Source organism: Vibrio penaeicida, from assembly GCF_002933855.1.
In the GTDB taxonomy this organism is placed as follows: Bacteria; Pseudomonadota; Gammaproteobacteria; order Enterobacterales; family Vibrionaceae; genus Vibrio; species Vibrio penaeicida_A.
In genome coordinates this window covers 105,691-127,980 of sequence record NZ_BFAQ01000017.1, presented here as the reverse complement: position 1 = coordinate 127,980, position 22,290 = coordinate 105,691, and the positions used below count along the sequence as shown (strand labels likewise).

Here is a 22,290-nt window from a genome sequence, read left to right as displayed (position 1 = left end):
AAAGGATTTGCCATGAAAATTCTGGAAACGGAAATCATCATAGATTCGAATATTGAGCATGTTTGGGATGTGCTCACTGATTTTGAAAAATACCCTGAGTGGAATCCGTTTCTAACTCAGGTTAAAGGCGCACTAAAACCACTTGAAACTCTGACGGTGACGGCTCATCCAAGCTCGTCGGTTGCAAGAACATTCTTTCCACAGATGGTATCGGTAGAAGACGGTGTTGAGTTCAGTTGGCTTGGTCAGTTCCATTACCCCAAACTATTGGATGGTCATCATATTTTTCGTCTAGAAAAACTCGACGAAAACCGCACTCGCTTTGTTCACAATGAAAACTTTAAAGGCTTTCTACTGTTCGCCCACTTACTGTTGCGCTGGAAACACACAGAATTGGGTTTCAATGAAATGAACGAAGCTTTGAAACGTCGATGTGAGGAACAAGCAAAGCAGGTTGAAGGGGTCGCAGCATGACGGCAAAAACAGATCTGGATAATGACCTTTGGCTGTGGTTTAGCGTTCGGTGGCAACGCTTTGTCGACCAAGCTCAATTTTCTTTGCAGAAGAAGAGTATTGCGACCGATTTTGAGCAACTGAAAACGTGTGCATTATTTATTGGGTATCCGCGCAGTGGTCACAGCATATATGGTTCAATACTGGACGCGCACCCAGACATGTTGGTCGCACACCGCTTGGATGCCTTAGCGTGCGTAGGCAAAAAGCCAAACATGCAAAAACTCGGATATCTGATTAAACGCAATTCTGAGCGATTTGCTCAAAACAGCCGAATGCTCACGGGTTACGCTTACGATATCGACACAGGTTGGCAAGGCAAACACAGAAATTTGGTTGCCGTTGCCGATCAAGAAGGTAAGCGTACAACCCTAAAATTGGGAAAAAACCCCGACATGATAGATACGTTACTTGGGCAAGATAAGCCTCAAGTGAAGTTTATTCATATCACTCGCAATCCATTTGACAACATTGCTACCTGGTCGTTGAGAATGGGGCGTTCTTTGGACTACACCACAGACAAGTATTTAGAGCTTTGTCGTCACAACCAAGCGATCATCAGCCGGTTACCAGAAAACAGGATATTAACGCTTCGTCATGAAGACTTGATCGATGGCTTTGATAATACTGTCGCGACGTTACTCGATTATCTGGCATTGGAAAAAGATCCGCACATTATTGAAAAGTGCAAAGAAAGTGTTTATTCCAGCCCAAATAAATCCCGCCATAAGGTGAACTGGTCGCCAGAGTTGGTTCATCGTATTGAAACGTCCATTCAGGAATTCGATTTCATGCGCGAATACCACTTCGGAAATTGATGAGGGACCGAACATGATGATTCCCCGTCATTCTGTGGGCATGAAGTATTCCGACTATTGGCCCTACATAGCGTCTCGCTTTGCCCCGTGGATCTACCGAAGCCAGGATATTTCAGCAGTGACTGCCTCTTTGATGCCAAAGGCAACTACGTTGGGTACACCTACTGGACGCCATGCTTTGTGGTATTTTCTCGATTTGAAAGACTACCCGTTGGGCAGTGAAGTGCTCATTTCTGCTTACAACTATTACGTTGTCGTTAGGCTGGTGGTTCAAGCGGGTCTGGTGCCTGTATTTGTCGATATAGAATCCGATACTTTGTGTATGGATCCAAACGACCTCGCGAAGAAAATTACCCCTAATAGCAAGCTGATTATTACGACGCATATGTTTGGGAATCCGGCGGATATGCCAACAATATGCGAGCTCGCGAACCAAAACAACATCGATATTTTTGAAGATTGTGCGCATGCGGTAGGAAGCTATATTGGTGAGACACATATGGGGCAGTTTGGCTCGGGGGCGTTATTCAGTTTCGGAGTCGCCAAAATAGTGAACTGCTTTGGTGGTGGAATGTTGGCTCTCACGGACAGTAGCGATAAAGCGTACCAGCCCCCTACACACGGAGCCGGTTTTCGCCATTCCATGACAGATACCTTTGCTCGTGTCCTGCTCACCACTATCTATCACCCCAAAATTTACAAAATGACCATGTTGCCATTGGTGAAGTGGGGTAATGCTCTCAGTCGACGGGGTAAACATTGGCTTCGAAATCTTATTGCGCCTTCTAAAAATGACGGAGCGTGGTTTTTCGAGCCAGATAAACGCGCCGAATTTAAACCTTTCATGGTGAGTATGCTCAGCCGTCAATTGTCGAGAATTGAAGAAAACGTCAGTCAGCGTCGAAGAAACGTGTCGAAGATGAAATCCGAATTGGTTCATCACCCTGAAATTCAGTTGCTCAATGAAGACAAGCACGGTCACTCAAATGGCTCTTATTTTGGGGTGTATTGTGAAAGTAAGCAGCAGCTCTCCGAATATTTATTGGCTCACAATGTGGATAACAACCCACAAGAATTTTTCGATTGTTCGGCGCTGGCTCAGTTTAGTGAATTCAAAGCAGACTGCCCCAATGCGCAGTATGCGTCTCAGCATCTAATACGTTTGCCAAGTCAGCCCACCTTGGAAGTGCATCAACTCGATACCATTATTCGTCTACTAAAAGGATTTAGTACAGATCATGCCCGTAAGTGAAAAAATGAAACGTAGAATTCCTACGGCACCCGGTTACGCACAATACAAAGACGATGCCATTCAAAGCCGATTAGAATGGTGTGAGCAAGTGTCTGAAACGTCGCTTTCCCACGTCAATCAAAGCCACCTCGATCCTCAATCACTGGCGGGGAACATTGAAAACTACATCGGTGCGGTACATGTGCCAATAGGGTTAGCAGGCCCGGTCAAAATCAATGGTGAATTCATCAAAGGGTATGTGCCTGTTCCGATAGCAACAACGGAAGGTTGCTTGGTGAGTTCCATTTGCCGTGGCGCTAAGGCGTGTGAGCTGGCGGGGGGGATAGATGTTCATGTTATCGCGCAGAATATGGTACGCGCGCCTGCCTTTATTTGCGATGACATGGCATCTGCGGTTGCGTTGCAGAAATGGGTCGAAGCGAATCATTCCGCGATCGCTGAGAAGGCAGAAAGCGTTTCTTCTGTTGCGAAGTTAACGCGTATTGAGCCTCAGGTTTTTGGCGACAGTTTGCATCTGCGTTTTTGCTACGAAACGGCTGATGCCGCAGGGCAAAATATGACGTCTGCAACCACTTGGATTGCGTGTGAGTGGATGATGGAGCAGTTGAAGTCTTTGCCTCATATCGGTGTGAAGCAATATCTGATTGAAGGCAATATGGCAGGCGATAAAAAGGTTAACGCGCTTAGCCTGACTCGTGGCCGTGGGGTGAGCGTAACCGCGCACTGCCGTATTCCTGATTCCGTTCTTAAACGAATTCTACGTGTTACCTCCGACCAATTGGTTGAGAGCTGGCACCAAGGCGAAATTGGTGCTGCGTGCGCCGGTATGGTTAGCACAAACTTGAACTTTGCTAATGTAGTGGCCGGTATATTTACCGCGACAGGGCAAGATATTGCATGTGTTCATGAATCGTCACTCGGCACACTCAAAGCTCGAAAAGAAGGGGACTCGCTGGTGATCAGCGTTTACATGCCTTCACTGGTGATCGGGACGGTCGGTGGTGGCACAGGGCTGCCTACTCAAAATGAATGCCTGTCTTTGATGGGGTGCGCGGGTAAAGACAAAGTAAAGCGTTTGGCAGAAATCATTGTGGCGACGTGTTTATGTTTGGATTTGTCCACGGGGGCAGCCATTGTATCCAACGAATTTGTGCAAGCGCATGAACGCTTAGGGCGAAACCGACCTAAGCCTGATCAAACGCTCTCTCCTGAGTACCTTAATCAAGTGCTGTATCCGGAATACGCTTGGCTGACCGATCTCAAAAGATTGGAGCTAGACACCCAAAATGGGGTAATTAATACCTTGGTATCCAATTCAGAGTCGGTGTATGGGATTCATCGATTACAAGTGGATGAAGCCGCAGCTGATAAAATAGGGTTTGAGACGTTCATTGCCAAAATCAAACCGCACAGTGATGAAATTAAGTTGCTGGGTGCACAGCTTGCACATATCTCTGGAGACGATACGTTATCTGGCTTATATCAAGCGCAAGCTAAGGTGTTGGGGTTCGATAACGCACATAAACGCGAAATCGCTTTGTTTTCCCATCTGAATGCGCTGGGTGACAGTGAGCTTTTGTCTCTGTGTCCGACGGTATTTGGTAGCCATGCCGACGACAAAGCACAGTTGTATACCTTGTTAATGGAAGATCTCAGCCATTGTACGCATTTGGATACCATCCATATGCCAACGTTGTGGCAGGACAACGAGATCAAAACCGCATTAAGAGGGCTTGCAAAGATTCATGCCAGTTATTTCGACAATGTGGATGCGCTTGAACCTCTGGTGATAAGTGGTGTGCTCGACAAATTCCATTCAGCGGCGTTGCTAGAATCCAAAACGTTGTTGAATCGAATCACGGAATATAACCATCAACGCTACCCTGATTTGGTACCGGAGTCGTTAACGAACCGAGTGTCTGACCTGCTCGATTCTAACTCGCCTCTGTTGGCTGCAATGTCTGACTTCCCTCTGTGTTTGAGCCACAACGATTTCAATATCCGTAACCTCGCACTTCGTCATTCTGAAGATGGTGCACAGCTGGTGGCGTACGATTGGGAGTTGGCTTGCATTCAAAACCCACAGCGAGACTTGATTGAGTTTTTGATCAGCGTGATTGATACCCTCGACACCGGATCGGATGTGCAGAGCTATATCGAATTTTATCGAACTGAGTTGTCGGCGTTAACAGGGTATCAGTGGGAATCAGCGCAGTTCCATGAAGTGCTATTGGGGAATGCTCTATATCTATTTGCAACGCGATTCAATGCGTATCTTCTCACCAATAATGTCTTTAAATTGGATTTCATTCCTCGCCTCACAACAAACTTGCTGAACTTCATTGAGGTTGTTGATGCCCAGCTTTCGCACGCGAAACTGGAAGGTATTGCATGATCAGTTGGGGAGATATTGGTGCCATCCTGTTCTTACTACTGCCCATTATCGCAGCGGGTATTTTCAATATGGTTTTCGTCAAACTGCCCGTGCTTAAAGCCATTCATGTTCCTATGGATGGCGGCAAGACGTATCGCGATGGTCGGGCATGGTTTGGTCGCAATAAAACATGGAAAGGTTTCATTGGTATGGTGGGGTTTTCCGCCCTTACCTTTTGGTTGATGGGTATTTGGGTCAACCAATCAGAAAGCTTACAAGCCCTTTCTTTGATTCCCTACTCGCAATTTAGCCAGCTTGAGCTGCTATTGTTAGGAGCAAGCTGTGGACTGGGTTATGTCTTATTTGAACTGCCCAACAGCTTTATTAAACGACGATGCAATGTGCCTCCCGGTGGTAATATTCGTGGAGTAAAAGGTGTGCTGTTTAACTTTTTCGATCAATCGGATTCTGTGCTCGGCTGTTTGTTGTTCTTAATGCTGTTCTACCGCCCGGAATTACCAGTGTGGATCGCCATATTCATTACTGCGACATTGGTGCATTATTTTATGAATATCGTTCTATATACCCTTAGGTTAAAGTCGAGCCCTTGGTAGAGACTTTTGCTACATCTTTGAAACAAATTGAATCAATATATTCAAAATATTGTTGGTTGAATCGTAATTATTCGTAACGACACTTGATAAGATAGTGGAAAGTTCTTAACTTGAAGAGTTAATTTCGACCTGTTCGAATCGACTCTCAGTTGAGTCTGCTTGGCAGGAAGCCAAGTAAATCCGGTTTTCACTTATTTCATTTCGACGAGTTTTCAATGAGTTCCGATAAAAATACCAACGCATGGCAAGCACCTATGCCAGCTTCCCAGTTTGAATTTATGGCTGATATCTTAGACGCTCCATCTCCAATTGGATTTGAAGCAGCGATGAGCTACGGCGTAATCAAGCCTGAATTTGAATCTTTCATGCCGAAAGACTGGGGTATTCACCAATTCAAAGGCAATGCAGGATTAGTCTTCGATTCACACCCTGGACGTGATGATTTGGTCAGCGTAATGATCGTTGGTCACGCGGACAAAATTCGTATGCAAGTACGTAAAATCGATAGCGATGGTAAAGTTTGGATCAACACTGATTCTTTCTTGCCAACCACGCTGATTGGTCACGAAGTGAAAGTCTTCTGTCAGAACCCTGAAAAAGCAGGCGAGTTCAAGACAATCGAAGGCTGTACGGTAGAAGCCTTGGGCGCTATCCACTTCTCAACTCCGGGTCAACGTTCAGGCGATCAAGGCATCAAGCCAGAATCTATCTACCTAGAACTTCACACGCACGGTGAAGATCGTAAAGCACAAGTTGAAGCACTAGGCCTACGCCCAGGTGACCCAATCCTGCTTGATCGCCGCATCAAGCGCGGCGTGTCTTCAGACACGTTCTACGGTGCATACCTAGATAACGGTTTGGGTTGTTTTTCTGTAACTGAAATCGCACGTCTATTGGCGAAAGAAGGCTTGGACAACGTTCGCGTTCTTTACACGATTGCAACGCACGAAGAAATTGGTCGTTTTGGTTCAACTGCTGTAGTTGGTGAACTAAGACCAGACGTGCTTATCGCGACAGACGTAAACCACGATTACGAAGCTGCACCAGGCATTGGCGCAAGAAAGATGAACCCGCTGAAAATGGGTAATGGCTTTACCATTGGTCGTGGTTCTGTTGTATCTGAGTTCCTAGTGCAATCACTAGAGAAAGTATGTAAAGAAAACGACATTCCATACCAGCTAGACTTCAGTGGTCGTGATATGGGTACCGACGGCATGGCGGCAGTATTGGCGGGTGTTGATAGTGCAGCAATCACGGTAGGTTACCCTATCCGTAACATGCATACAGCATCTGAATCAGCGCATACTGGTGACCTATTAGCTTCTATTCATGGTTTGACTGAATTGCTTCGTCACTTCAACAGCCTAAACGATGGCAAAGGCATCACGCGTGATGACCTACTAAACAGCCATATCCGTTTGGATTAAGTTCTACCTAGAATCAGTAACACTTAAACCAAAAGGGCAACCTAGTGGCTAATGCCGGTCAGCTAAGACGTTAATCGGCAAGTCAATTGAATGACCCTACCAGTATGTAAAAAATCCGATGAACCTTGTTTATCGGATTTTTTTATACACGTTTCCAAACTCTCGACATCATTAATCGGTACAAACCAAGTTGAGACACTCGCTGATCTCCTAGAAAAACAATGCCGCTCACCTAAGTGAACGGCATTAGAGCAGGAGCTCTCTTTAGTGTTGGGTTGCTTACATCGGTTTAACGACCGTGATTAATCTTCTTGTCGTAGAACTTTTGCCAGTAAGGATAGCGCCGCCGCAAGCAATACAATGTCTTTCAAGAGGAATTGACCCGGTACGACAGAGATTGCTGGGAAACCACCTAAGCTTGCTTCCGCGATTGGCGCGGTAAACAGAAAGCTTGTTGTAACGGCAAAGATAACCGTAGCACTAGCAGCGCCGACGAGTGCAAACACGCGATGCACTGGCGCGAGCAACAAAGCAACCGCGGTTGCCACTTCAACCAAACCGATGAGGTTAGAAGCACCTTGTAAGCTGAAGATACTGTATAACCAGCTGGTCAGTGGGCTTGATGCCACAAGACCTTGGATTGCATTTGCTTCGTAGCTGGTAAACTTCATTGCCCCAATCCATGCCAGGACGATGATGATAGAAAAACGTACCGCTTGGTCAGAAATGTTGGTCAGTGACTGTGTACCTGCTACTCGATGATTGACGGTGTTATTGAAAGTTGTCATGGTCTTGTTCCTTATCATTTCTTTGAGCTATTTGGCGTTATTTGTGATGCCTTGGCGCTCTAATATCTGTTCAAAATCGCCACTTCTGATGCTGGCGACTAAATCATCGTTTCCGCCAATATGGTGGTCGCCGACAAAAATCTGTGGAACAGTTCTTCGTTGGCTACGGTTTTTCATCTCGTTTAGTCGCGTTGGGTTATCACTGACTTCAATTTCTCGATACGTTAAACCTAAACGCTTTAAAGTGTGCTTTGCGGCTTTGCAATGAGGGCAGTAGTGTTTGGTATAAATTTCGATTTTTGCCATGGTGTTTCTCCGCTTGTTGTCTGTAGGGTTAATTTAGCTGTTGCGGAAAATACTATCTATGCATGATAATCTTGATTTAATACACAGATCGTCTAGCTAACCTCTTGTCCCGAGTTCAGGTTAGTTAAGGGAGAGGCTAAATATGGAAGTGATGAGCGACATGCTGCGCACTATTCGTGTCGTCGGCAGCGTCTACTTTTGCAGTCAGGTGGAAGCGCCGTGGAGTAAAACCTTTAATGACCTAGAGCACGCCAGTTTTCATTTGATTCGACGCGGTGGTTGCTGGGCGATTATTGATGATCAAGTGGAACGATTGGAAGCGGGAGATTTGATCTTCTTAGGTCCAGGGCAAGACCACGTATTGTCGAGTCAATCTCCGGATAGAGGCCAGCCAGACCTAGAAGAACCAACGTTGTTACTTTGTGGTTCTTTTAGCTATACGCGAACAGTGACGACGCCAATACTGGAGATCTTTCCTCGGGTGACGATAGTGCGTGATAAAGACCTAGCGCAATATCCTTGGTTGCGAAGCACTTTTGACCAGTTGAGTTCAGAATACCTATCTCAAGGACCAGGCTCGGAGCTGATCGTCAATAAGCTGACCGAAATTATCTTGGTCGAACTGATCCGAATTAACTTTGGGCGAGAGCAAAAAAGCCCGTTTTTAGAAGCGCTGAACGACAAACGTATTTCTCGCGCTCTGCAACTGTTGCATGACCATCCTGATAAGAGTTGGACGTTGGAGTTGGTTGCAGGCGAGATTGGTATGTCGCGCGCAGCGTTTGCTAGCCGATTTTCCGCTTTGGTTGGACAACCGATGTTTGAATACTTAACTAATCTCAGGATGGGAAGGGCACAAGAACTATTGCGTGAATCGTTGTTGTCGATTGATGACGTAGCTGAGCAAGTTGGCTATGAATCGGAGCGCGCTTTTACGCTCACGTTTAAAAAGCATATAGGCACAACCCCCAAGCGCTTTAGAGCGCAGCAATAACTCGGTATTGCTTGATATACAGATAACAAAAAAGACCCTAATACTGATTCAGTTAAAATGTTAATCGGCAGGTCAATTGAATGGTCCTATTAGTATGTGAAAATCCGATGGACCCTGTTTATTCTGTGGATACAGAATAAACAGGTTTAACCCGTGCATGCACTTGGGGTATCTACTGAGTATCGTTACGCTCGCACTTTGTCAGCATGCACTTTAACCCAGCGACCTGACATCAAACGCTGAATACACAAGCCAATTTTTATGACCTCTTCAACGATCATCAACAAAAGGATTTGCTTTGGTTCAATACCCGTCGTGATGAAGTAATAGGTAAGAGGCAGTAAAACGATCCACTGGCAGAATACATCCACGCCTAGGCAGTATTTCGCATCTCCACCTGCACGTAAAATGCCGATCATAAACATGAGCGACAAGCCTTTTAGTGCCATTGCTGCCATCAATATTTGATAAGCAAACTGAGCGGTATCGTGCAACGTTGAATTGTCACTCGCGATAAAATCAAGCACCAATGGCTGACACGCGTAAAGCAGTAAAGAGAGCATCAAACCAGAGATTAAACTCAGCCCCAGATAACGCGGCAGTAAGTATTGAATCTCATCGGTCGCTTTTTGCCCAGAGTGATTGCCAATAACAACGGAAGCAGCACTCGCAAAGCCGATCAGGAGAGCCGCTGCAATGGATTCTATCGGTGCTAACGCGCCTAAAGTGATGAGCAAGTCATTACTTTGTTTCCCGATCAGTGAATGGAAAACATACAAACCCAGCGACCAGATAACACTGTTAAGAGCAGCAACAGCAGAAAGCTGAATAACCACGACCGCGTCGCTTAGGTGTGTGGACGCCCAAACTTGCTTGATTTGTGTGAGCGAGAACCAGCGCTTGAACATTACAAATCCAATCAGGAGTAAGGTTTCTACACACGCTGCGATCAAAGAACCAATTGCGACACCAGCAATGCCCCATTTAGGAATGAAGCTGATGTTGAGGGCAATGTTAAGTGCTACACCAACCAAGCTGACCACTGTCGCAGTCATCGGTTTAAACATAGTGCGCAGCACCGTTGCCAATGAGAGTGTAATGGCGAATAACACAAAGGTCGGCGCAATGATTTGTAGATACAGGCTACCTTGCTCAATGATGGTGCCGTCACTGGTACCAAAGACCACACTGCCCACTAAAACGAATCCAGCACAACCAAGTGCAATGATCACGGCTAACACGAGCATAATTAAGCAAACGCGAACAAACTTGTCGTTGACCTTGTCGCCGTAACATTGCGCCGCAACTTGCCCACCGCCAATCGCGACACCAATAATGCAAAAGCTCAACACCATGTGTGCTTTGGTTGCCAGTCCCATTGCTGCCATATCCAGCGGGTTGAGATTGCCGAGCATGATGGTATCAATCATGCTTTTACTGGAAAAAAGCGCGGTTTGAAATGCGATAGGCAGTGCAAGGCTAAGCAGTGCAAGCAGCCAATGCTTTTGCGTCTTCATTGTTGCTTCCTTGTTCAAGGTATTTCACGACTACTGCTGGGTTGCCGATGGCAATGGCGTTATCCGGAATGTCTTTGTACACCACACTGTTGGCACCAATGACAGCATTGCGGCCAATGGTCACGCCCTTCAAAATGGTGGCACCCACGCCAATCCAAGCGCCAGAGCGAATGGTTACCGGGGCTGTGCGAGTGCGTTCTACTTCATCCGGTTCACCTCTGCCTGTCACTGGGTGACCACTGCAATCCATTATGGTGACGCGCGGACCAAAGCTGACATGGTCCTCAATTGTCACTTTTTCGTAACTGACGATATTGGTTCCCTGCATGATCACATGGTTGCCAATCTCGATTTTTCCGGCCGGACGGTGGTTGGCTTTGACCAGTGTTAAGCGGACAGGGGTATTTTCAAAGGCAATATCATTTTGCGAGTAGATAAGGTTGTGCTCGCCAATCGAGATACGACCAATAAAATCATCACTGTTGATCAACCCAGTTTCTTGAGGCAATGCGCCATAACTTTCATCGCGAACAAAGGTGAACCCTACGTGTGGTTGACCGATTAGTGAGCTCGTTTTTCCTATGGTGAAGTGCGGCTGATACTGGGGTAGAACCTGTGGTGTCGCGGAATCTTGATCCATAGGGTAAAGGTTTTCATAAAAGGTGGTCATGTATCTTCTCTTTGATAGCAACGACAGACCCTAGCGGATTGGAAAATCGTTAACGAATGTCGAAATAGAATCTTGCATTAGGTGCCACTGCTTGTATGTTCATCACGTGAGCAAGCACCTAGAACTTGAATTTAATTTGGTGGTCGTTGAAATTAACCAATGTCCATAAATTGGAATGCCTTGAAGGCTGGATTTTCTTGTGGACGATGCAACTTAATGATGCGATTAAGTGGGACACCACCCTCGCGGTGATCAATGTTATAAAAGCTGGTCTGCCAGATGTTGTATTTCTCATGAATACGTTGTGCTGCGCTGTTTGAATGTTCATCGCTGTCTGCGACTTCTTTAGGGTGTGGCCAATGCAATGAGCAGATTGCCTTATTCATCACATATTTATTTTTATTGAGGAATAAACGGATACCTAAGTCGACATCTTCTCCGCCCCAAGTGTTGAATGACTCATCAAATAAGCCCGCTTTTAGTAACTCATCTCTTTCTGCAGACACATGACAGGTCCAAAATAGATCGAACGGTGCTGGCCATTTACTCAAGTCTTCACCCATAATCTTGTATTGATCGTGGCGAATATCATAAGCACCGTTTTTCTTTAGGTGCATCAGTGTTTTATCTACATCTTTGCTATTGAGGTGGGGTTTAAGTGCTTCAAGTTCTTCGGCACCTACGTCAAAGCCATAAACGTAGCCGACTATGGTAATCGGCGTATCTGCTTTTTCATGGGCTTTTAAGTGTTCTTCTAGCGTGATACTTGAAAGTAATACACCCGTATCAATATAAATAATGTATTTTCCATCGGCAATCATAGTACCGACATTACGTGCTTTACCGGCGCGAAAACCTTTATCGGGTTGCCAAAAATATTGTAAATCCAATTCTGATTTATATTTCTCAATAACGCTCTCGGTATTATCTTGGCCACCATCATTAACAACAATGACTTCAAATAGATCTTTATCGAGTGTTTGTGCAACTAATGAGTCAAGTGTATAAGCCAATAAATCTTCTCGATTATAAGTCGGAATAACCACACTGATCTTTTTCATTTTATTCCCTTAAATATTTAACGTTCTGTTTGATAACGTGTTTATATCGTTACAATAAAATATGTGCAAGGTCTCATATTTAATGTTTTTTCATTGAAAGCAACTAAAGTGCTATTTTTTTGTTTAAAAAACAATCACTTGAATAAGGTGATTTTTATTCCAAAAAATTAATGTAATGATGGGTTTTTTACATGAAAAAGAAACTTATAATCAATTATTTATATTATTTTAATGATATAAAGCATTATATCGGGTTGAAAAATGCCCAATATTTATTTTATAGATTACTATTTAATTTAAATAATGATGAGGTTGCGAGGTGTATTTATATTTTATGGTGTTGTTTTTTGATGAGATATTATCTTTAATAAAGGCGAAAAGGTCATTTATTGAACAGATTGTAGGCTGTGTTTTATTCTATTTTTAATAAAGGTGTTCTTTTGTTAATATTAATAAAATTCAACATGCCTATATTCTACTGTTATATTTTTCATATTAAGATGCTTGAGAAATAATAGCCTTGTCACATTGAAGCACTAAACAACTTCATAAGTGGTTTTGGGAATATTTTTCTGAGTAACCTTACTTGGGAAAAATGAGAACACTTTTTCAGGCGCACTTGCATTCAAACGCTGAGTCACGTTGCCATGAATAAAACCGATTTTATCTTTTGCTACTCCAGCATCATCTAATGTCAGTTTCAATGCCAATCCATCCTTTCCACTTTCAGCAAATACGATGTCGTTTAAATCTAGCCAAATCATATAAGGGCTATAAATCGACTGATAAAAATAAGTGTTGGAGATTTGGTTTGCCATATTGATGAACCAAGTCCTGCTCTCGTTTGGTTTATCTGACGTTGAGTCTGTATTTAGACCAATTGGTCGAGATACGTTGTGCATTACGCTAGCAACCCCAGCAATTGCGGTGTCATTGTTGCAGTCTCGCTGTAAATGGCGAGTGTAGTAGGACGCTCTAACAAACCGATCTATGGAGTTGCTTGTACCCGGTAGGTTTATCGGCCACTTTTGCACAGATTTGTATTCATTGGTGAGTCGCCAGTAGTTGTTGATTTCAATTTGCTTTGAAAAATCGGGCTCATTTGTCATCACACAAATTTCGCGAATATCGTAATAGTGATAATTTGGAATATCACAATCAGGTACAGCATTGGAGCTGATATGCAATTTGCCATCTATATACTCAAAAATGGCCACTTTTCCGCCTTTGTCAGCAACAGCTAGGTGGCATAGTGCTTCTTTGTTGGAAGAAGGCAACACGCAGTCCTGAACATAGACGTGCTGCATCGCTTCAATGGCACTTTCAACTGAATCACAAATATCCAAAATGAACTGAGCCCAAATGCTCACACAAATTGGCTTTTTGTTTGTAGGTTGCTTTTTAAGTTTTGGGTATTGAGCGTCGGTAAACCAAAGTAAATTAGCGACTAACCCTTTTTCATTTATTCCATCGTTTACTGCTCCTGTAAGGACAGAATCTATTTCATCAACATAGGCAGAAGTTACAGCCGAACGATATTTAGATGTCCAATTCCATGAGTGGTTAGGGCAGGAGTTGTTTCTTTTCAGTTCATGAGGAAACACCCAAAGATCGGGTTTTAGAGATTCATACCAATCCAGTGTTCTGCCAGAAAATACCCCTTTTTCGGTGATATGGCTGATCCGTGTGCACATGATGGTTTCCTGTGTTTGCCTAAGTGAAAAGTTCTCTACTCACTTTAGAAAAGGTAAGAGTAAATGGCGATTACACGGGGTTACACGAAGGTTGGTTGAAACAAGAACTCAACGAGCAGACAAGGAACATGTCTACTCTTAGTTCTGGGTGAAAGTTATTGAGGACTGCTGACTATGTTGATCCTTACTTCACGAATTTCTTCTGGTTCTTGGCTACCTGGAGGGCAGTGTTGAAATAGTATGGCTCCAGTGCCTTCGCGAAGTGTTTTAAATTCATAAATCGCTTTTCCGGGGGTGCCCAGCAAGCCAATCCTAGTTTCTAAGTTTAGTATCTCTACTAACTCATAAGTGCCAGAATTGTCAGGTATTACTGACCAGTAGGATCCCGTAGAAGGGTTGGTCTCGACAATAAATCTAGCGGACTGACCTAAATTGACTGTGTTGATCGCATCGGCAACGAGCAGTGTTTCGTTTTTCTCAATAACCATTTCTTTCCCTTAGATCCAGTTAAGATAATAGAGCTGGCACTGTTATCAGTGCCAGCGGCTCAAATTAAGGTGCAATACGCTCAATTTGGGTAATGGAGTAATGGATTTTTCCTTCTGAATCAGGAAGGGATGCAAAGACAGTTGCTCGAGTTAAAAACGCCTCAGCTTCTGGGTAGACTGGCTGAGCCTTACAGAAGAAAGCATAGTTTAACCCAGCAACCACTTGTTTTTGAGCGGCAAGAGGAGTGTATTCAACACCAACAATAGAATGCAAAACTTCCGCAGCATTGATCGTTTGCTCATCAAAATCTTGCGCCAAAATTAGAGTACCGTACCCACCAACTGTGTTTTCGAATGACATGTGTATCTCCTTTTTTAATTGTCTTTTACTGATTAGGTTGAGTACCAGTTTACCCACCGAGTTGGAAATGACGATTACGCGGAATTACACGAACGTCATGCACGTTTTCGAACAGTAGATACAATTTGTCCTTCTCTATTGAGAAGGACAAATTGGTTTGAAGCCACTAAGTGGATGAGTGATTCACAACGAGTGATGTCTTTTGGGTGAGGTAAACATTCAGTGTATGTTTAACCTACGATTCCATTAATCACTCTTTCCATCGGTCGACCTTCTTCCATTTCCCATTGAACGCCATATGGATCTATCCAGTAGAAGAATGTTTGAGGATCCGGTGTCAGCTTCTGAGGAGGAGAGTCATTAAGCATTCGAACGCCGTCTTGCTCCTTCAACCAGTGATAAAGTTGCTGGATATTATTGACCGCTAGCGCGACGTGCCTAATACCTCCTACATCATTCGTGTTGTGGAATGAAATTTCTTGGCAACCTTTTGGTGATTCGTAATACATCAATTCCAGATGAATCTGAGCGTTAGGATGAACAAGGAATCTCACCATCACTCTGCCGTTACTCTCATCAAATCCAGCATCAACCATAAAGTGTTCACAGGATTCTGGAGACAGCCAAACGCTCCAGGACTCTCTAAAGCCGAGGGTTTTCTTATAAAACTCTGTCGCTTCATCCATCATCTTTAAGTCTTTGACTATGATGTTCAGGTGCGATAAACCCAGCACAAAAGAGGCAGGATCCATGTTGTGAGATGTAAAGGAATAAGGTTGAGGAATCCCTCTAGGTACGGTGTACTCAAGTACTTCTTTGGCCAGAGTTTGCATTCTGTCCAACCCTTGGTAGAGGCTTACAATATGAAGAGACAATGCAATACCGCAAGTGACACCGCCAGAGGTCATAAACTTCGATGACGGGTCGTGAAGGTATTGTTCGGCATTCCTTGTGTCATAGACACTCAAGCCAAGGTCATACTTATCGCTCAACTCTTTTAGTTGGTCGAATCTTGTATGGTGTGTGGTAGCTGGCGTGTTTCTTAGTAGTTTTGTCTGCGCCAGCAGGAGTGCGCCTGAGCAGGTTGCGGCGACATACTCGACGTTGGATGAGACACGACGAATCCAATTTGTCAGGCAAGAGTTCTTTTCTTCTTTAGCCAGTACATCATCCACGCCTGGACCGCCAATAATGTAAAGCACGTCAATTTCTGGATGATCGCTTAAGGTGTAGTCCGGAGCGAATTGGAAAAAACTGCTTGGTGATCCTTTTGGTTTCACACCTGAATTACAGGTAATCGGATTTTTGCTCTCAGCAATAGTAAAGACATTAAATACCGAAGAGTTGTCGTCATTTCTGGCGGCTGAGAACGTTTCGAATGCGGCTGAGAAATCTTGAATCTCCACTTCATTGAAGACTAGAATGGCCACATTTTTCTGTACGTTCTCCCCGGATAGAGGTGTTAGCGGAGAGTTCACTGCCTGAGCGAATAGTTCTTTAAACTCATTGGACGAAATGGAAGTCACAACCTCTATCTCTGGTACGCTTGCATCACGTGTTCTGTAGGTTCTTCCACACGTATTGTCTTGCTGATACTCCGTTGTTTCAACGGCAACTCGTATCATTTCAGATCTTGATTTCTTTGTGTCATTGGTCATTTCAATCGCCGCTAGCGGGTCAAAAACAGGCAAAGGAACGTTTTCTACGGCATCTCCCATCGTTTTCTGATAGAGCATGTTGTAAACAAATGCCGCAACATCGTCTTTGAACTTGTATTTATTGTCTTCACCTTCCACTTTGTCTTTACTCACAAGGTCAAGGTAGCTTTTGTCTAGAATTGCATAGTTGCAGGCATCTAGGGGTACCAGCTTAATTGGAATACCGGAGTTAAACGTCACTTTTGCAGACATTGGGTCGAGGAAAATATTCCATTCTGCATAGGCATTGGAGGAGTAGGCTGCACCTTGATCAAACCCGTGTTGATCGTCCGAGTTATTGAGTGCTGCGACATTTCCATCCACATCAATAGCACCACCCATGACAACAATACGTTCAATATTTTTAATATTCGGCTCTGGCGTCATTTCAAGAAGGCGTTGAATGTTCGTTAAGCCTCCCAAAGATAGGATAGTGATTTGGTTTTCCTGCTTGGCTAATTCGTCTGCAATGAAACCCCAAGCTTTGCGGTGATCGGGCTTACCAGCTGCCTTTGGAAGGTATTTTTGCAGACCACAGGCATCATCCATTGTGTCACGGAATTGTTTAGGGAATTGATGGTCATACTGCCCAGGCTTGCTTGCTCCCGCGCATACTACAATGTTTGGCTTTTTGGCTAAGGTGACAAGTTGAAGTGCCAGTTCTACCCCTTTGTCCAAATGGGTTTCACCACAGCCTGTGACGGTAATGCCAAGGATATTGTAATTGGGGTTTTTGAGTAACAAGAGTATCGCTAGGATATCGTCCCAACCCATATCTGTGTCGATAATCAAGTTCTTAGTTAGTCCAACTTTATTCATATTTACCTTTCCAATTGGTTTATGGCGAATGAGCTTTCACCGTTTGTATCGATAATAATCCTTATTTATCAGGTTCTTTTTCTCAATTACGCGGGGTTACACTTACGGGGATATTGAAGGCATAGGTGAGTAAAATTAGGTCTGAATTAGTACATATCATTGAAAACTCACGTATGCCAGCCATAAGCATACGTGAGTAGAGTTGGTTTAAAAATTGATAGGGTTATTTGATTAAATAATTGTTTTTATTGATCTTAATTGGTTGTAGTCGAGGCTCTGTTGTACTGTTTCCAGTTGGCTGCCTTGTATTTGGGTATATTACCTAACACGCAACGCGAAACTCAAACGGCTTAGAAGGTTTGAATAGCGACACGGCATCTCCAGCTACATGTTTGTTGTCTGGCATCATTGCGACTCCCAGATTATTTAGCGCTAGCTTGTGAGTTGTAGACAGCTGATTTAACCCACATTTGGTAAAGTCAAACCATATCATATAGGGGCTGTGCAAGGCCTGATAAAAATACCGTACTTCTAAACCATCATTGATAGGGGTACGCGAAGAAATCGTGGTATACCAAGTAGGATATTCATTAGGTTCGTCAAATTCTTTAGGCGGGTTGACTCCTACAGGTTGTGCAACGTTTCGCATTACACTTAATACACCTGCAATTGCAACTGTACTGTCAGTGTCTTCGCTTAGTCTATTGACATAGTGCGACGCTCTAACAAAACGAGCTGGTGAAGCATTAGATCCTGGCAAGTGAATTGGAAAACCTTTATTCTCATCGCGGCTATTCGTTAGTTGCCAATAGCGATTGAGCGCGAGTTGATCTGAAAATACTGGACTATTAGCTATCACTTTCATTTCATCTCGAGTATGTTCGTGATAAGTCTGATACAGATCTAAGTTTTCTCTCAATTTCGATTGAGGATAATCAGAGTGTATATTCAGGTAGCCATTATCATATTCAAAAAACGCTGTGTAACCGTCAACATCGGTCGTCACAAGGTGGCATCCTGCTTCGCGTTGAAAAGCATCTGGTATAGTGACTCCACGAACGTAAAGCGAGCACATGGACTCTATCGCCTCTGCCACGTTGGCACACCTATCTAACATATATTGGGGCCAGATTGATAGACTCAATACCAAAGCCCTTCCATCTGACTTTACAATCGCTTCATTGACTTTATCGTCAGACGGATATATTGATTCTCCGAGCCAAAGTAGACCTGCCGTCAGACCTTTTTCATTCACTCCATCACAGGTAGCAAATTCATATATCGAGACGGTGACTGAATTGTATTTAGAAACCCAAGAAGCTTCATATTTGCAGTAAGGACTTTCAGCATTTATTGCACCATCTCTGGATAAACCTTTGGGGTAAAACCATATATTTGGTTCAGCCGAATCATACCAATCTAAGTTTCTCCCTGTAAAAATTCCCGAACTATTTGCGTCTTTGATTGAATGGGTAATACTTGTACACATAACTTAATGCCTTGTTTTAATTTTTTACGGCGTCTGTCCCTATTTTGTTCTGCCGTTTATTATTTATTGAGGGGGATCACACAGAGAACCCTATTTTTGAAGTTGGTAATTTACTCTAGCTGAGTAACAAGTAGATGCTCGTCGTTACCTGAATCTAAATTGTATGAAACAGAAGAACTAGCATCCCTTACTGCCCATTTTCCTCCACTGACAACGTGCATTTTTATTTCTCCCAGTTCTTTGCCCTCAAAATTAGTCAGTAACAAGGTAAAATCTCCAGCATCAGGAATGAGGAATTTTGCATGCCCTTCTACACGCTGGCTTTTTGATGTACTTCCTGGCTCAACTCTCAACCCAATTAATCTTTGAATATTATCTACTTCATGATAGCTAGGAACTTTAGTTATGATTTCTTGACTACTATCATTGCGTACTCGTACAAATAATCCACGTCCCATTTTTATTTCCTCTAGTTTTATTCAATATGTTTGTAAATAACAAAAACTTAGCCCATTTTTATTTAAGCGGAATACTCATTCTGCTAAACCAGACAATTTCTGCAAAAGTTTATGATTTTCCTTTTTATTCTCCGTGATTACTTTTCTTAAAACGCTTGCTCCAGAGGTATCCCCAAGAGTCTAATCGTAGATAAAGGCATTACACCTGATAACTCATGCAGTTGCTGTAGTTAACTGGATGGAGCTTAATTGGTATAGAACTTCCTTGTTGGAAGGTCTTAGGTGGGGTTTGGCTGACCTTGAAATTATTACCGAAGTAAGTTCAATTAATTAGCAGTGACCCCAAATTGTCCAAAGAGCTTGGCTTCTAACATAAACAGTCGCTTTGACTCCCATTGTTGTCAGTAATCTTCGAAGAATATTGTCTTCGAGAGGGATAATATGTATTCATAAACTGGATGGCGATTACGCGGGGTTACACTTACAGGGGCATTGAAGACATAGGTGAGTAAAAATAGGGGGAAACACTGACATGTTGTACAACAGAAGATTGAGTTTCAGATTAATATCATTGAAAACTCACGTAGACCAGCCATAAGAATACGTGAGGCGAGTTGAAGTGTCAGATCTAGTCGGAACTAATTTATATAAGCTTCAAATAAAGTGTCTTGTTTTTGTTCCTCACTGATTTTCGTTTGTTGGATATAAGCAAGTAAACGAGCCTCTCTCACTATCCACTGATCAAATTGTACAACAGTCATATCTGTGGAATGGATGGCTTGGCTCACCTTTTGAAAGTCAGGTTGTCCGTCCTCTTTTAAGCACTGCCACTTAGTGGCGATCCTGAGAAATGCCGTGCGGATCCAAGGTGTTTCATCAATACTATTTTGTTCAGCGTGCGCCAGTGCGCCAGCCCTTAATCTACTGATCCATTCTGACTCGTTTTGCAGCGACCGATGAATATCAAAAGTTTTGACGGCCTCAGCCTGTTTTTCTCGCTCAACATTGATGATAAGAGTTTGCCATGCATCGTTTTCATTAAAGGCAAAGTCGACTACTTTGGCGGGAAGCGCAGCCAGATCAACGGATGCAATGATTTGAATCAGTGCGACGGCATCTTTGTTTTTCAGCGAAGGTGGGTTACGACCTAAGAACAGGGTGAGCGAATTCAACTCTTCTTGAGAAAGGTAAGGTTTAGCGAATTCGTACAAAGCTTCAAGAGTTCGGTTGGGATACCATAAGGCTTTTAAATCGTGCTCTATGCAAGTAGCCAGCGATGTGGAGATCAGGTTACGCTCAGTGGTTCGAGATAAATCGTTACGCAAATCGACCATGGCTCTGGATATTGGTTGATACCCCAAATGAGCCGGTGCGTGGATGAGCGCGACTTCATCATCGTCTTCTAGTTTACCGGAAGTAAACTGCTGATAGATTTCACCTATACCCACCATGCCAAAAGAATCCAGTTCTGCTGCCCTTAATGCCCCCATACTTGAGCTGCCATAAACGTGAATACCTCGAGACATCGCATATAAAATTTCTTTGTGCCACACCGCAGGTACACGCTCAAAAAAACCATCGATCAAAGCGATAATCTTAGGTTCTTCCTGAACGGCGATATAAATATCCCCTTGTTTTGCTGGCGGTCTAATATCGGCATCTGGAAGGTGATGTTTGATGTCATCTATAGAGATGGAAGGTCCCGAAAATACAATGATGCTCATGGTGTTTGCCCTTTGAATTCTTGCATAACGCGTTGCCCCCGCAGGCCAAATACATACCCCGGTACCTCGTGCAGCCCTTCAAGACCGGGGGCAATAACACGAACCACTGGGATTTCAAATTCTGGTTTGGTGAGATCGACAGCAATGGGGTTAGGGAGGGCTTGTTGCTCCAACTGAGCACAGAGTAAAACCAAATCCTCTTCGAGCGTATCGTTGTCCCAGCTATCAATGGTGTCAAAGTTGATATATGAAGGCGCACTCATTATTTCGTCGCGAATATAGCGCTGTTTTTCGAGTTGTTGTCGAGACTCGTATTTGTTCAAGCTGATGTCATCGCGTGACCCTGAAATTAGGGTTAAACGGGATTGAATGGCTTCGGTTATGGCTCGCATGATGGCGACGTGTTTGTCAGGGTGTGTTCCTGAGCCTGATATAGCGTAAAGGGGACGATATTGATTTTCATGTTCGTTGATGATCATACAAAAGAAGGTGGGTGTGCCAATGTTGGACGTCACGTCCCAAACACCGATCATGACACCTGCTTGATCGATTTGCTCTAAAAGCGCTCGAATGGTTGGGTCATTAATGGTCGAGGTATCGACTTTCTTTTTTGCTTGATGCGTTTTGGGTAACAGAGACCATAAGGCGAGTGCATCGCGCTCAATCACTTCACAAAGCGCGTGGCAGGTGGCTTCTTCAATGGTATTTCCAGATGCCAGCCCATTAGTACTGAGCTGAAAACAGCCACTTCCTTGCGGTAATGGGAGAGTAAAATCGCAATGCACCAGATCGTAGGGAACAAATTGAGCTCGCTTTGATTGAATCTGTCCGCCTTGAATCCAAACCCGCCTAGAATCTGGGCAAAACGAACTCACGTCCATTTTGGGTAGAGTGCGGATGTCCACCACTTCATTGCTCTTAGTCAATTCGTTATAGCTGGTAAAATGAACGGGAAGATTTATGTTTTCAGCGTGGTAAGTCTCTATCGCTTCCATCGCTGCAGACGTTTTTGCGGCTGCCAGTGAAACGCCTTTGCCTTGAGATACGGCGACGGCTTTTGCATTGGGTCGACAAGCGGTGACAACAGGAATACCGATGTCATCCAGCCCGGTAACATTGGCAAGTCGGGTAATGCCCATAGCAGAGAAGAGCGGACGAATCCGCTCCAATGTTTGCTCGGGACTGACGGTACGGTGAGTGCCAATCCGATATGTTTTCATGAATCA

Annotated in this window: 20 protein-coding genes; 7 read left to right on the top strand and 13 right to left on the bottom strand. The window is 43.9% G+C overall.

The features are described from left to right. Positions 1–12 precede the first annotated feature (12 nt). The 6 genes from VPNCDNU1_RS10380 (at position 13) to VPNCDNU1_RS10355 (ending at position 6,998) form a co-directional block, all read left to right on the top strand. The gene (locus VPNCDNU1_RS10380) at positions 13–474 is read left to right on the top strand and encodes an SRPBCC domain-containing protein (protein ID WP_104400263.1); all 462 of its coding nucleotides are present in this window, start codon (positions 13–15) and stop codon (positions 472–474) included. Continuing rightward, on the top strand, positions 471–1,331 hold the full coding sequence (locus VPNCDNU1_RS10375; RefSeq protein WP_104400262.1) for a sulfotransferase: 861 nt from the start codon (positions 471–473) through the stop codon (positions 1,329–1,331). Before VPNCDNU1_RS10380 ends, VPNCDNU1_RS10375 begins: the two co-directional genes overlap by 4 nt. A gap of 13 nt (positions 1,332–1,344) precedes the next feature. Beyond that, positions 1,345–2,583 (top strand): DegT/DnrJ/EryC1/StrS family aminotransferase, encoded by a 1,239-nt coding sequence (locus tag VPNCDNU1_RS10370; protein ID WP_104400261.1) that lies wholly within the window; start codon positions 1,345–1,347, stop codon positions 2,581–2,583. A gap of 4 nt (positions 2,584–2,587) precedes the next feature. Beyond that, a complete protein-coding gene (locus tag VPNCDNU1_RS10365) occupies positions 2,588–4,978 on the top strand; it encodes a phosphotransferase (protein ID WP_167404765.1) in 2,391 nt (796 codons plus the stop codon). Next, positions 4,975–5,571, top strand: a complete 597-nt coding sequence (locus tag VPNCDNU1_RS10360) for a CDP-archaeol synthase (protein WP_104400259.1) — start codon at positions 4,975–4,977, stop codon at positions 5,569–5,571. Before VPNCDNU1_RS10365 ends, VPNCDNU1_RS10360 begins: the two co-directional genes overlap by 4 nt. Positions 5,572–5,786: 215 nt before the next feature. Then, positions 5,787–6,998: a M20/M25/M40 family metallo-hydrolase gene (locus tag VPNCDNU1_RS10355; RefSeq protein WP_104400258.1), complete on the top strand. Its 1,212-nt coding sequence runs from the start codon at positions 5,787–5,789 to the stop codon at positions 6,996–6,998. A gap of 302 nt (positions 6,999–7,300) precedes the next feature. On the opposite strand, the gene VPNCDNU1_RS10350 is transcribed toward VPNCDNU1_RS10355, so the two are convergent. Continuing rightward, the gene (locus VPNCDNU1_RS10350; protein WP_104400257.1) at positions 7,301–7,786 is read right to left on the bottom strand and encodes a YkgB family protein; all 486 of its coding nucleotides are present in this window, start codon (positions 7,784–7,786) and stop codon (positions 7,301–7,303) included. A gap of 27 nt (positions 7,787–7,813) precedes the next feature. Further along, entirely contained in the window at positions 7,814–8,092 is a 279-nt protein-coding gene (grxC, locus tag VPNCDNU1_RS10345) for a glutaredoxin 3 (RefSeq protein ID WP_104400256.1), read from the bottom strand. Positions 8,093–8,234: 142 nt separating this feature from the next. On the opposite strand from grxC, the gene VPNCDNU1_RS10340 reads away from it, so the two are divergent. Next, a complete protein-coding gene (locus tag VPNCDNU1_RS10340; RefSeq protein ID WP_104400255.1) occupies positions 8,235–9,086 on the top strand; it encodes an AraC family transcriptional regulator in 852 nt (283 codons plus the stop codon). Between the two features lie 185 nt (positions 9,087–9,271). Here VPNCDNU1_RS10340 and VPNCDNU1_RS10335 read toward each other — a convergent pair whose 3' ends face one another. From VPNCDNU1_RS10335 to VPNCDNU1_RS10285, 11 genes are all read right to left on the bottom strand, one after another. After that, on the bottom strand, positions 9,272–10,603 hold the full coding sequence (locus VPNCDNU1_RS10335; protein WP_104400254.1) for an MATE family efflux transporter: 1,332 nt from the start codon (positions 10,601–10,603) through the stop codon (positions 9,272–9,274). Then, complete coding sequence (locus VPNCDNU1_RS10330; RefSeq protein WP_104400253.1) at positions 10,566–11,273, bottom strand: acyltransferase; 708 nt, start codon at positions 11,271–11,273, stop codon at positions 10,566–10,568. The genes VPNCDNU1_RS10335 and VPNCDNU1_RS10330 overlap by 38 nt, the downstream gene beginning before the upstream one ends. 152 nt (positions 11,274–11,425) lie before the next feature. Next, positions 11,426–12,334, bottom strand: a complete 909-nt coding sequence (locus tag VPNCDNU1_RS10325; RefSeq protein WP_104400252.1) for a glycosyltransferase — start codon at positions 12,332–12,334, stop codon at positions 11,426–11,428. A gap of 536 nt (positions 12,335–12,870) precedes the next feature. Beyond that, entirely contained in the window at positions 12,871–14,028 is a 1,158-nt protein-coding gene (locus tag VPNCDNU1_RS10320) for a linear amide C-N hydrolase (protein ID WP_104400251.1), read from the bottom strand. Positions 14,029–14,183: 155 nt separating this feature from the next. Beyond that, entirely contained in the window at positions 14,184–14,516 is a 333-nt protein-coding gene (locus tag VPNCDNU1_RS10315; protein WP_104400250.1) for a protease inhibitor I42 family protein, read from the bottom strand. 64 nt (positions 14,517–14,580) lie between these two features. Then, entirely contained in the window at positions 14,581–14,877 is a 297-nt protein-coding gene (locus VPNCDNU1_RS10310; RefSeq protein WP_104400249.1) for a hypothetical protein, read from the bottom strand. Between the two features lie 230 nt (positions 14,878–15,107). Continuing rightward, positions 15,108–17,393, bottom strand: coding sequence for a nucleoside hydrolase (locus VPNCDNU1_RS10305; protein WP_104400248.1), 2,286 nt, complete (start codon positions 17,391–17,393; stop codon positions 15,108–15,110). Positions 17,394–17,715: 322 nt separating this feature from the next. Further along, the gene (locus tag VPNCDNU1_RS10300; RefSeq protein WP_104400247.1) at positions 17,716–18,882 is read right to left on the bottom strand and encodes a linear amide C-N hydrolase; all 1,167 of its coding nucleotides are present in this window, start codon (positions 18,880–18,882) and stop codon (positions 17,716–17,718) included. Positions 18,883–18,992: 110 nt separating this feature from the next. After that, positions 18,993–19,340, bottom strand: coding sequence for a hypothetical protein (locus VPNCDNU1_RS10295; protein ID WP_104400246.1), 348 nt, complete (start codon positions 19,338–19,340; stop codon positions 18,993–18,995). Positions 19,341–19,978: 638 nt separating this feature from the next. Next, complete coding sequence (locus VPNCDNU1_RS10290) at positions 19,979–21,064, bottom strand: TfuA-like protein (protein WP_104400245.1); 1,086 nt, start codon at positions 21,062–21,064, stop codon at positions 19,979–19,981. After that, positions 21,061–22,284 (bottom strand): YcaO-like family protein, encoded by a 1,224-nt coding sequence (locus tag VPNCDNU1_RS10285; protein ID WP_104400244.1) that lies wholly within the window; start codon positions 22,282–22,284, stop codon positions 21,061–21,063. Before VPNCDNU1_RS10285 ends, VPNCDNU1_RS10290 begins: the two co-directional genes overlap by 4 nt. Positions 22,285–22,290: the final 6 nt, after the last annotated feature.

Bases quoted from the DNA above. Each gene is read 5' to 3' on its own strand.
- VPNCDNU1_RS10320 (WP_104400251.1), bottom strand. From the start codon at position 14,028: ATGTGCACACGGATCAGCCATATCACCGAAAAAGGGGTATTTTCTGGC.
- VPNCDNU1_RS10365 (WP_167404765.1), top strand. From the start codon at position 2,588: ATGAAACGTAGAATTCCTACGGCACCCGGTTACGCACAATACAAAGAC.
- VPNCDNU1_RS10370 (WP_104400261.1), top strand. From the start codon at position 1,345: ATGATGATTCCCCGTCATTCTGTGGGCATGAAGTATTCCGACTATTGG.
- VPNCDNU1_RS10330 (WP_104400253.1), bottom strand. From the start codon at position 11,273: ATGACCACCTTTTATGAAAACCTTTACCCTATGGATCAAGATTCCGCG.
- VPNCDNU1_RS10350 (WP_104400257.1), bottom strand. From the start codon at position 7,786: ATGACAACTTTCAATAACACCGTCAATCATCGAGTAGCAGGTACACAG.
- VPNCDNU1_RS10310 (WP_104400249.1), bottom strand. From the start codon at position 14,877: ATGTCATTCGAAAACACAGTTGGTGGGTACGGTACTCTAATTTTGGCG.
- VPNCDNU1_RS10295 (WP_104400246.1), bottom strand. From the start codon at position 19,340: ATGGGACGTGGATTATTTGTACGAGTACGCAATGATAGTAGTCAAGAA.
- VPNCDNU1_RS10305 (WP_104400248.1), bottom strand. From the start codon at position 17,393: ATGAATAAAGTTGGACTAACTAAGAACTTGATTATCGACACAGATATG.
- VPNCDNU1_RS10285 (WP_104400244.1), bottom strand. From the start codon at position 22,284: ATGAAAACATATCGGATTGGCACTCACCGTACCGTCAGTCCCGAGCAA.
- VPNCDNU1_RS10335 (WP_104400254.1), bottom strand. From the start codon at position 10,603: ATGAAGACGCAAAAGCATTGGCTGCTTGCACTGCTTAGCCTTGCACTG.
- VPNCDNU1_RS10325 (WP_104400252.1), bottom strand. From the start codon at position 12,334: ATGAAAAAGATCAGTGTGGTTATTCCGACTTATAATCGAGAAGATTTA.
- VPNCDNU1_RS10300 (WP_104400247.1), bottom strand. From the start codon at position 18,882: ATGTGTACAAGTATTACCCATTCAATCAAAGACGCAAATAGTTCGGGA.
- VPNCDNU1_RS10315 (WP_104400250.1), bottom strand. From the start codon at position 14,516: ATGGTTATTGAGAAAAACGAAACACTGCTCGTTGCCGATGCGATCAAC.
- VPNCDNU1_RS10375 (WP_104400262.1), top strand. From the start codon at position 471: ATGACGGCAAAAACAGATCTGGATAATGACCTTTGGCTGTGGTTTAGC.
- VPNCDNU1_RS10360 (WP_104400259.1), top strand. From the start codon at position 4,975: ATGATCAGTTGGGGAGATATTGGTGCCATCCTGTTCTTACTACTGCCC.
- VPNCDNU1_RS10340 (WP_104400255.1), top strand. From the start codon at position 8,235: ATGGAAGTGATGAGCGACATGCTGCGCACTATTCGTGTCGTCGGCAGC.
- VPNCDNU1_RS10290 (WP_104400245.1), bottom strand. From the start codon at position 21,064: ATGAGCATCATTGTATTTTCGGGACCTTCCATCTCTATAGATGACATC.
- VPNCDNU1_RS10380 (WP_104400263.1), top strand. From the start codon at position 13: ATGAAAATTCTGGAAACGGAAATCATCATAGATTCGAATATTGAGCAT.
- VPNCDNU1_RS10355 (WP_104400258.1), top strand. From the start codon at position 5,787: ATGAGTTCCGATAAAAATACCAACGCATGGCAAGCACCTATGCCAGCT.
- grxC (WP_104400256.1), bottom strand. From the start codon at position 8,092: ATGGCAAAAATCGAAATTTATACCAAACACTACTGCCCTCATTGCAAA.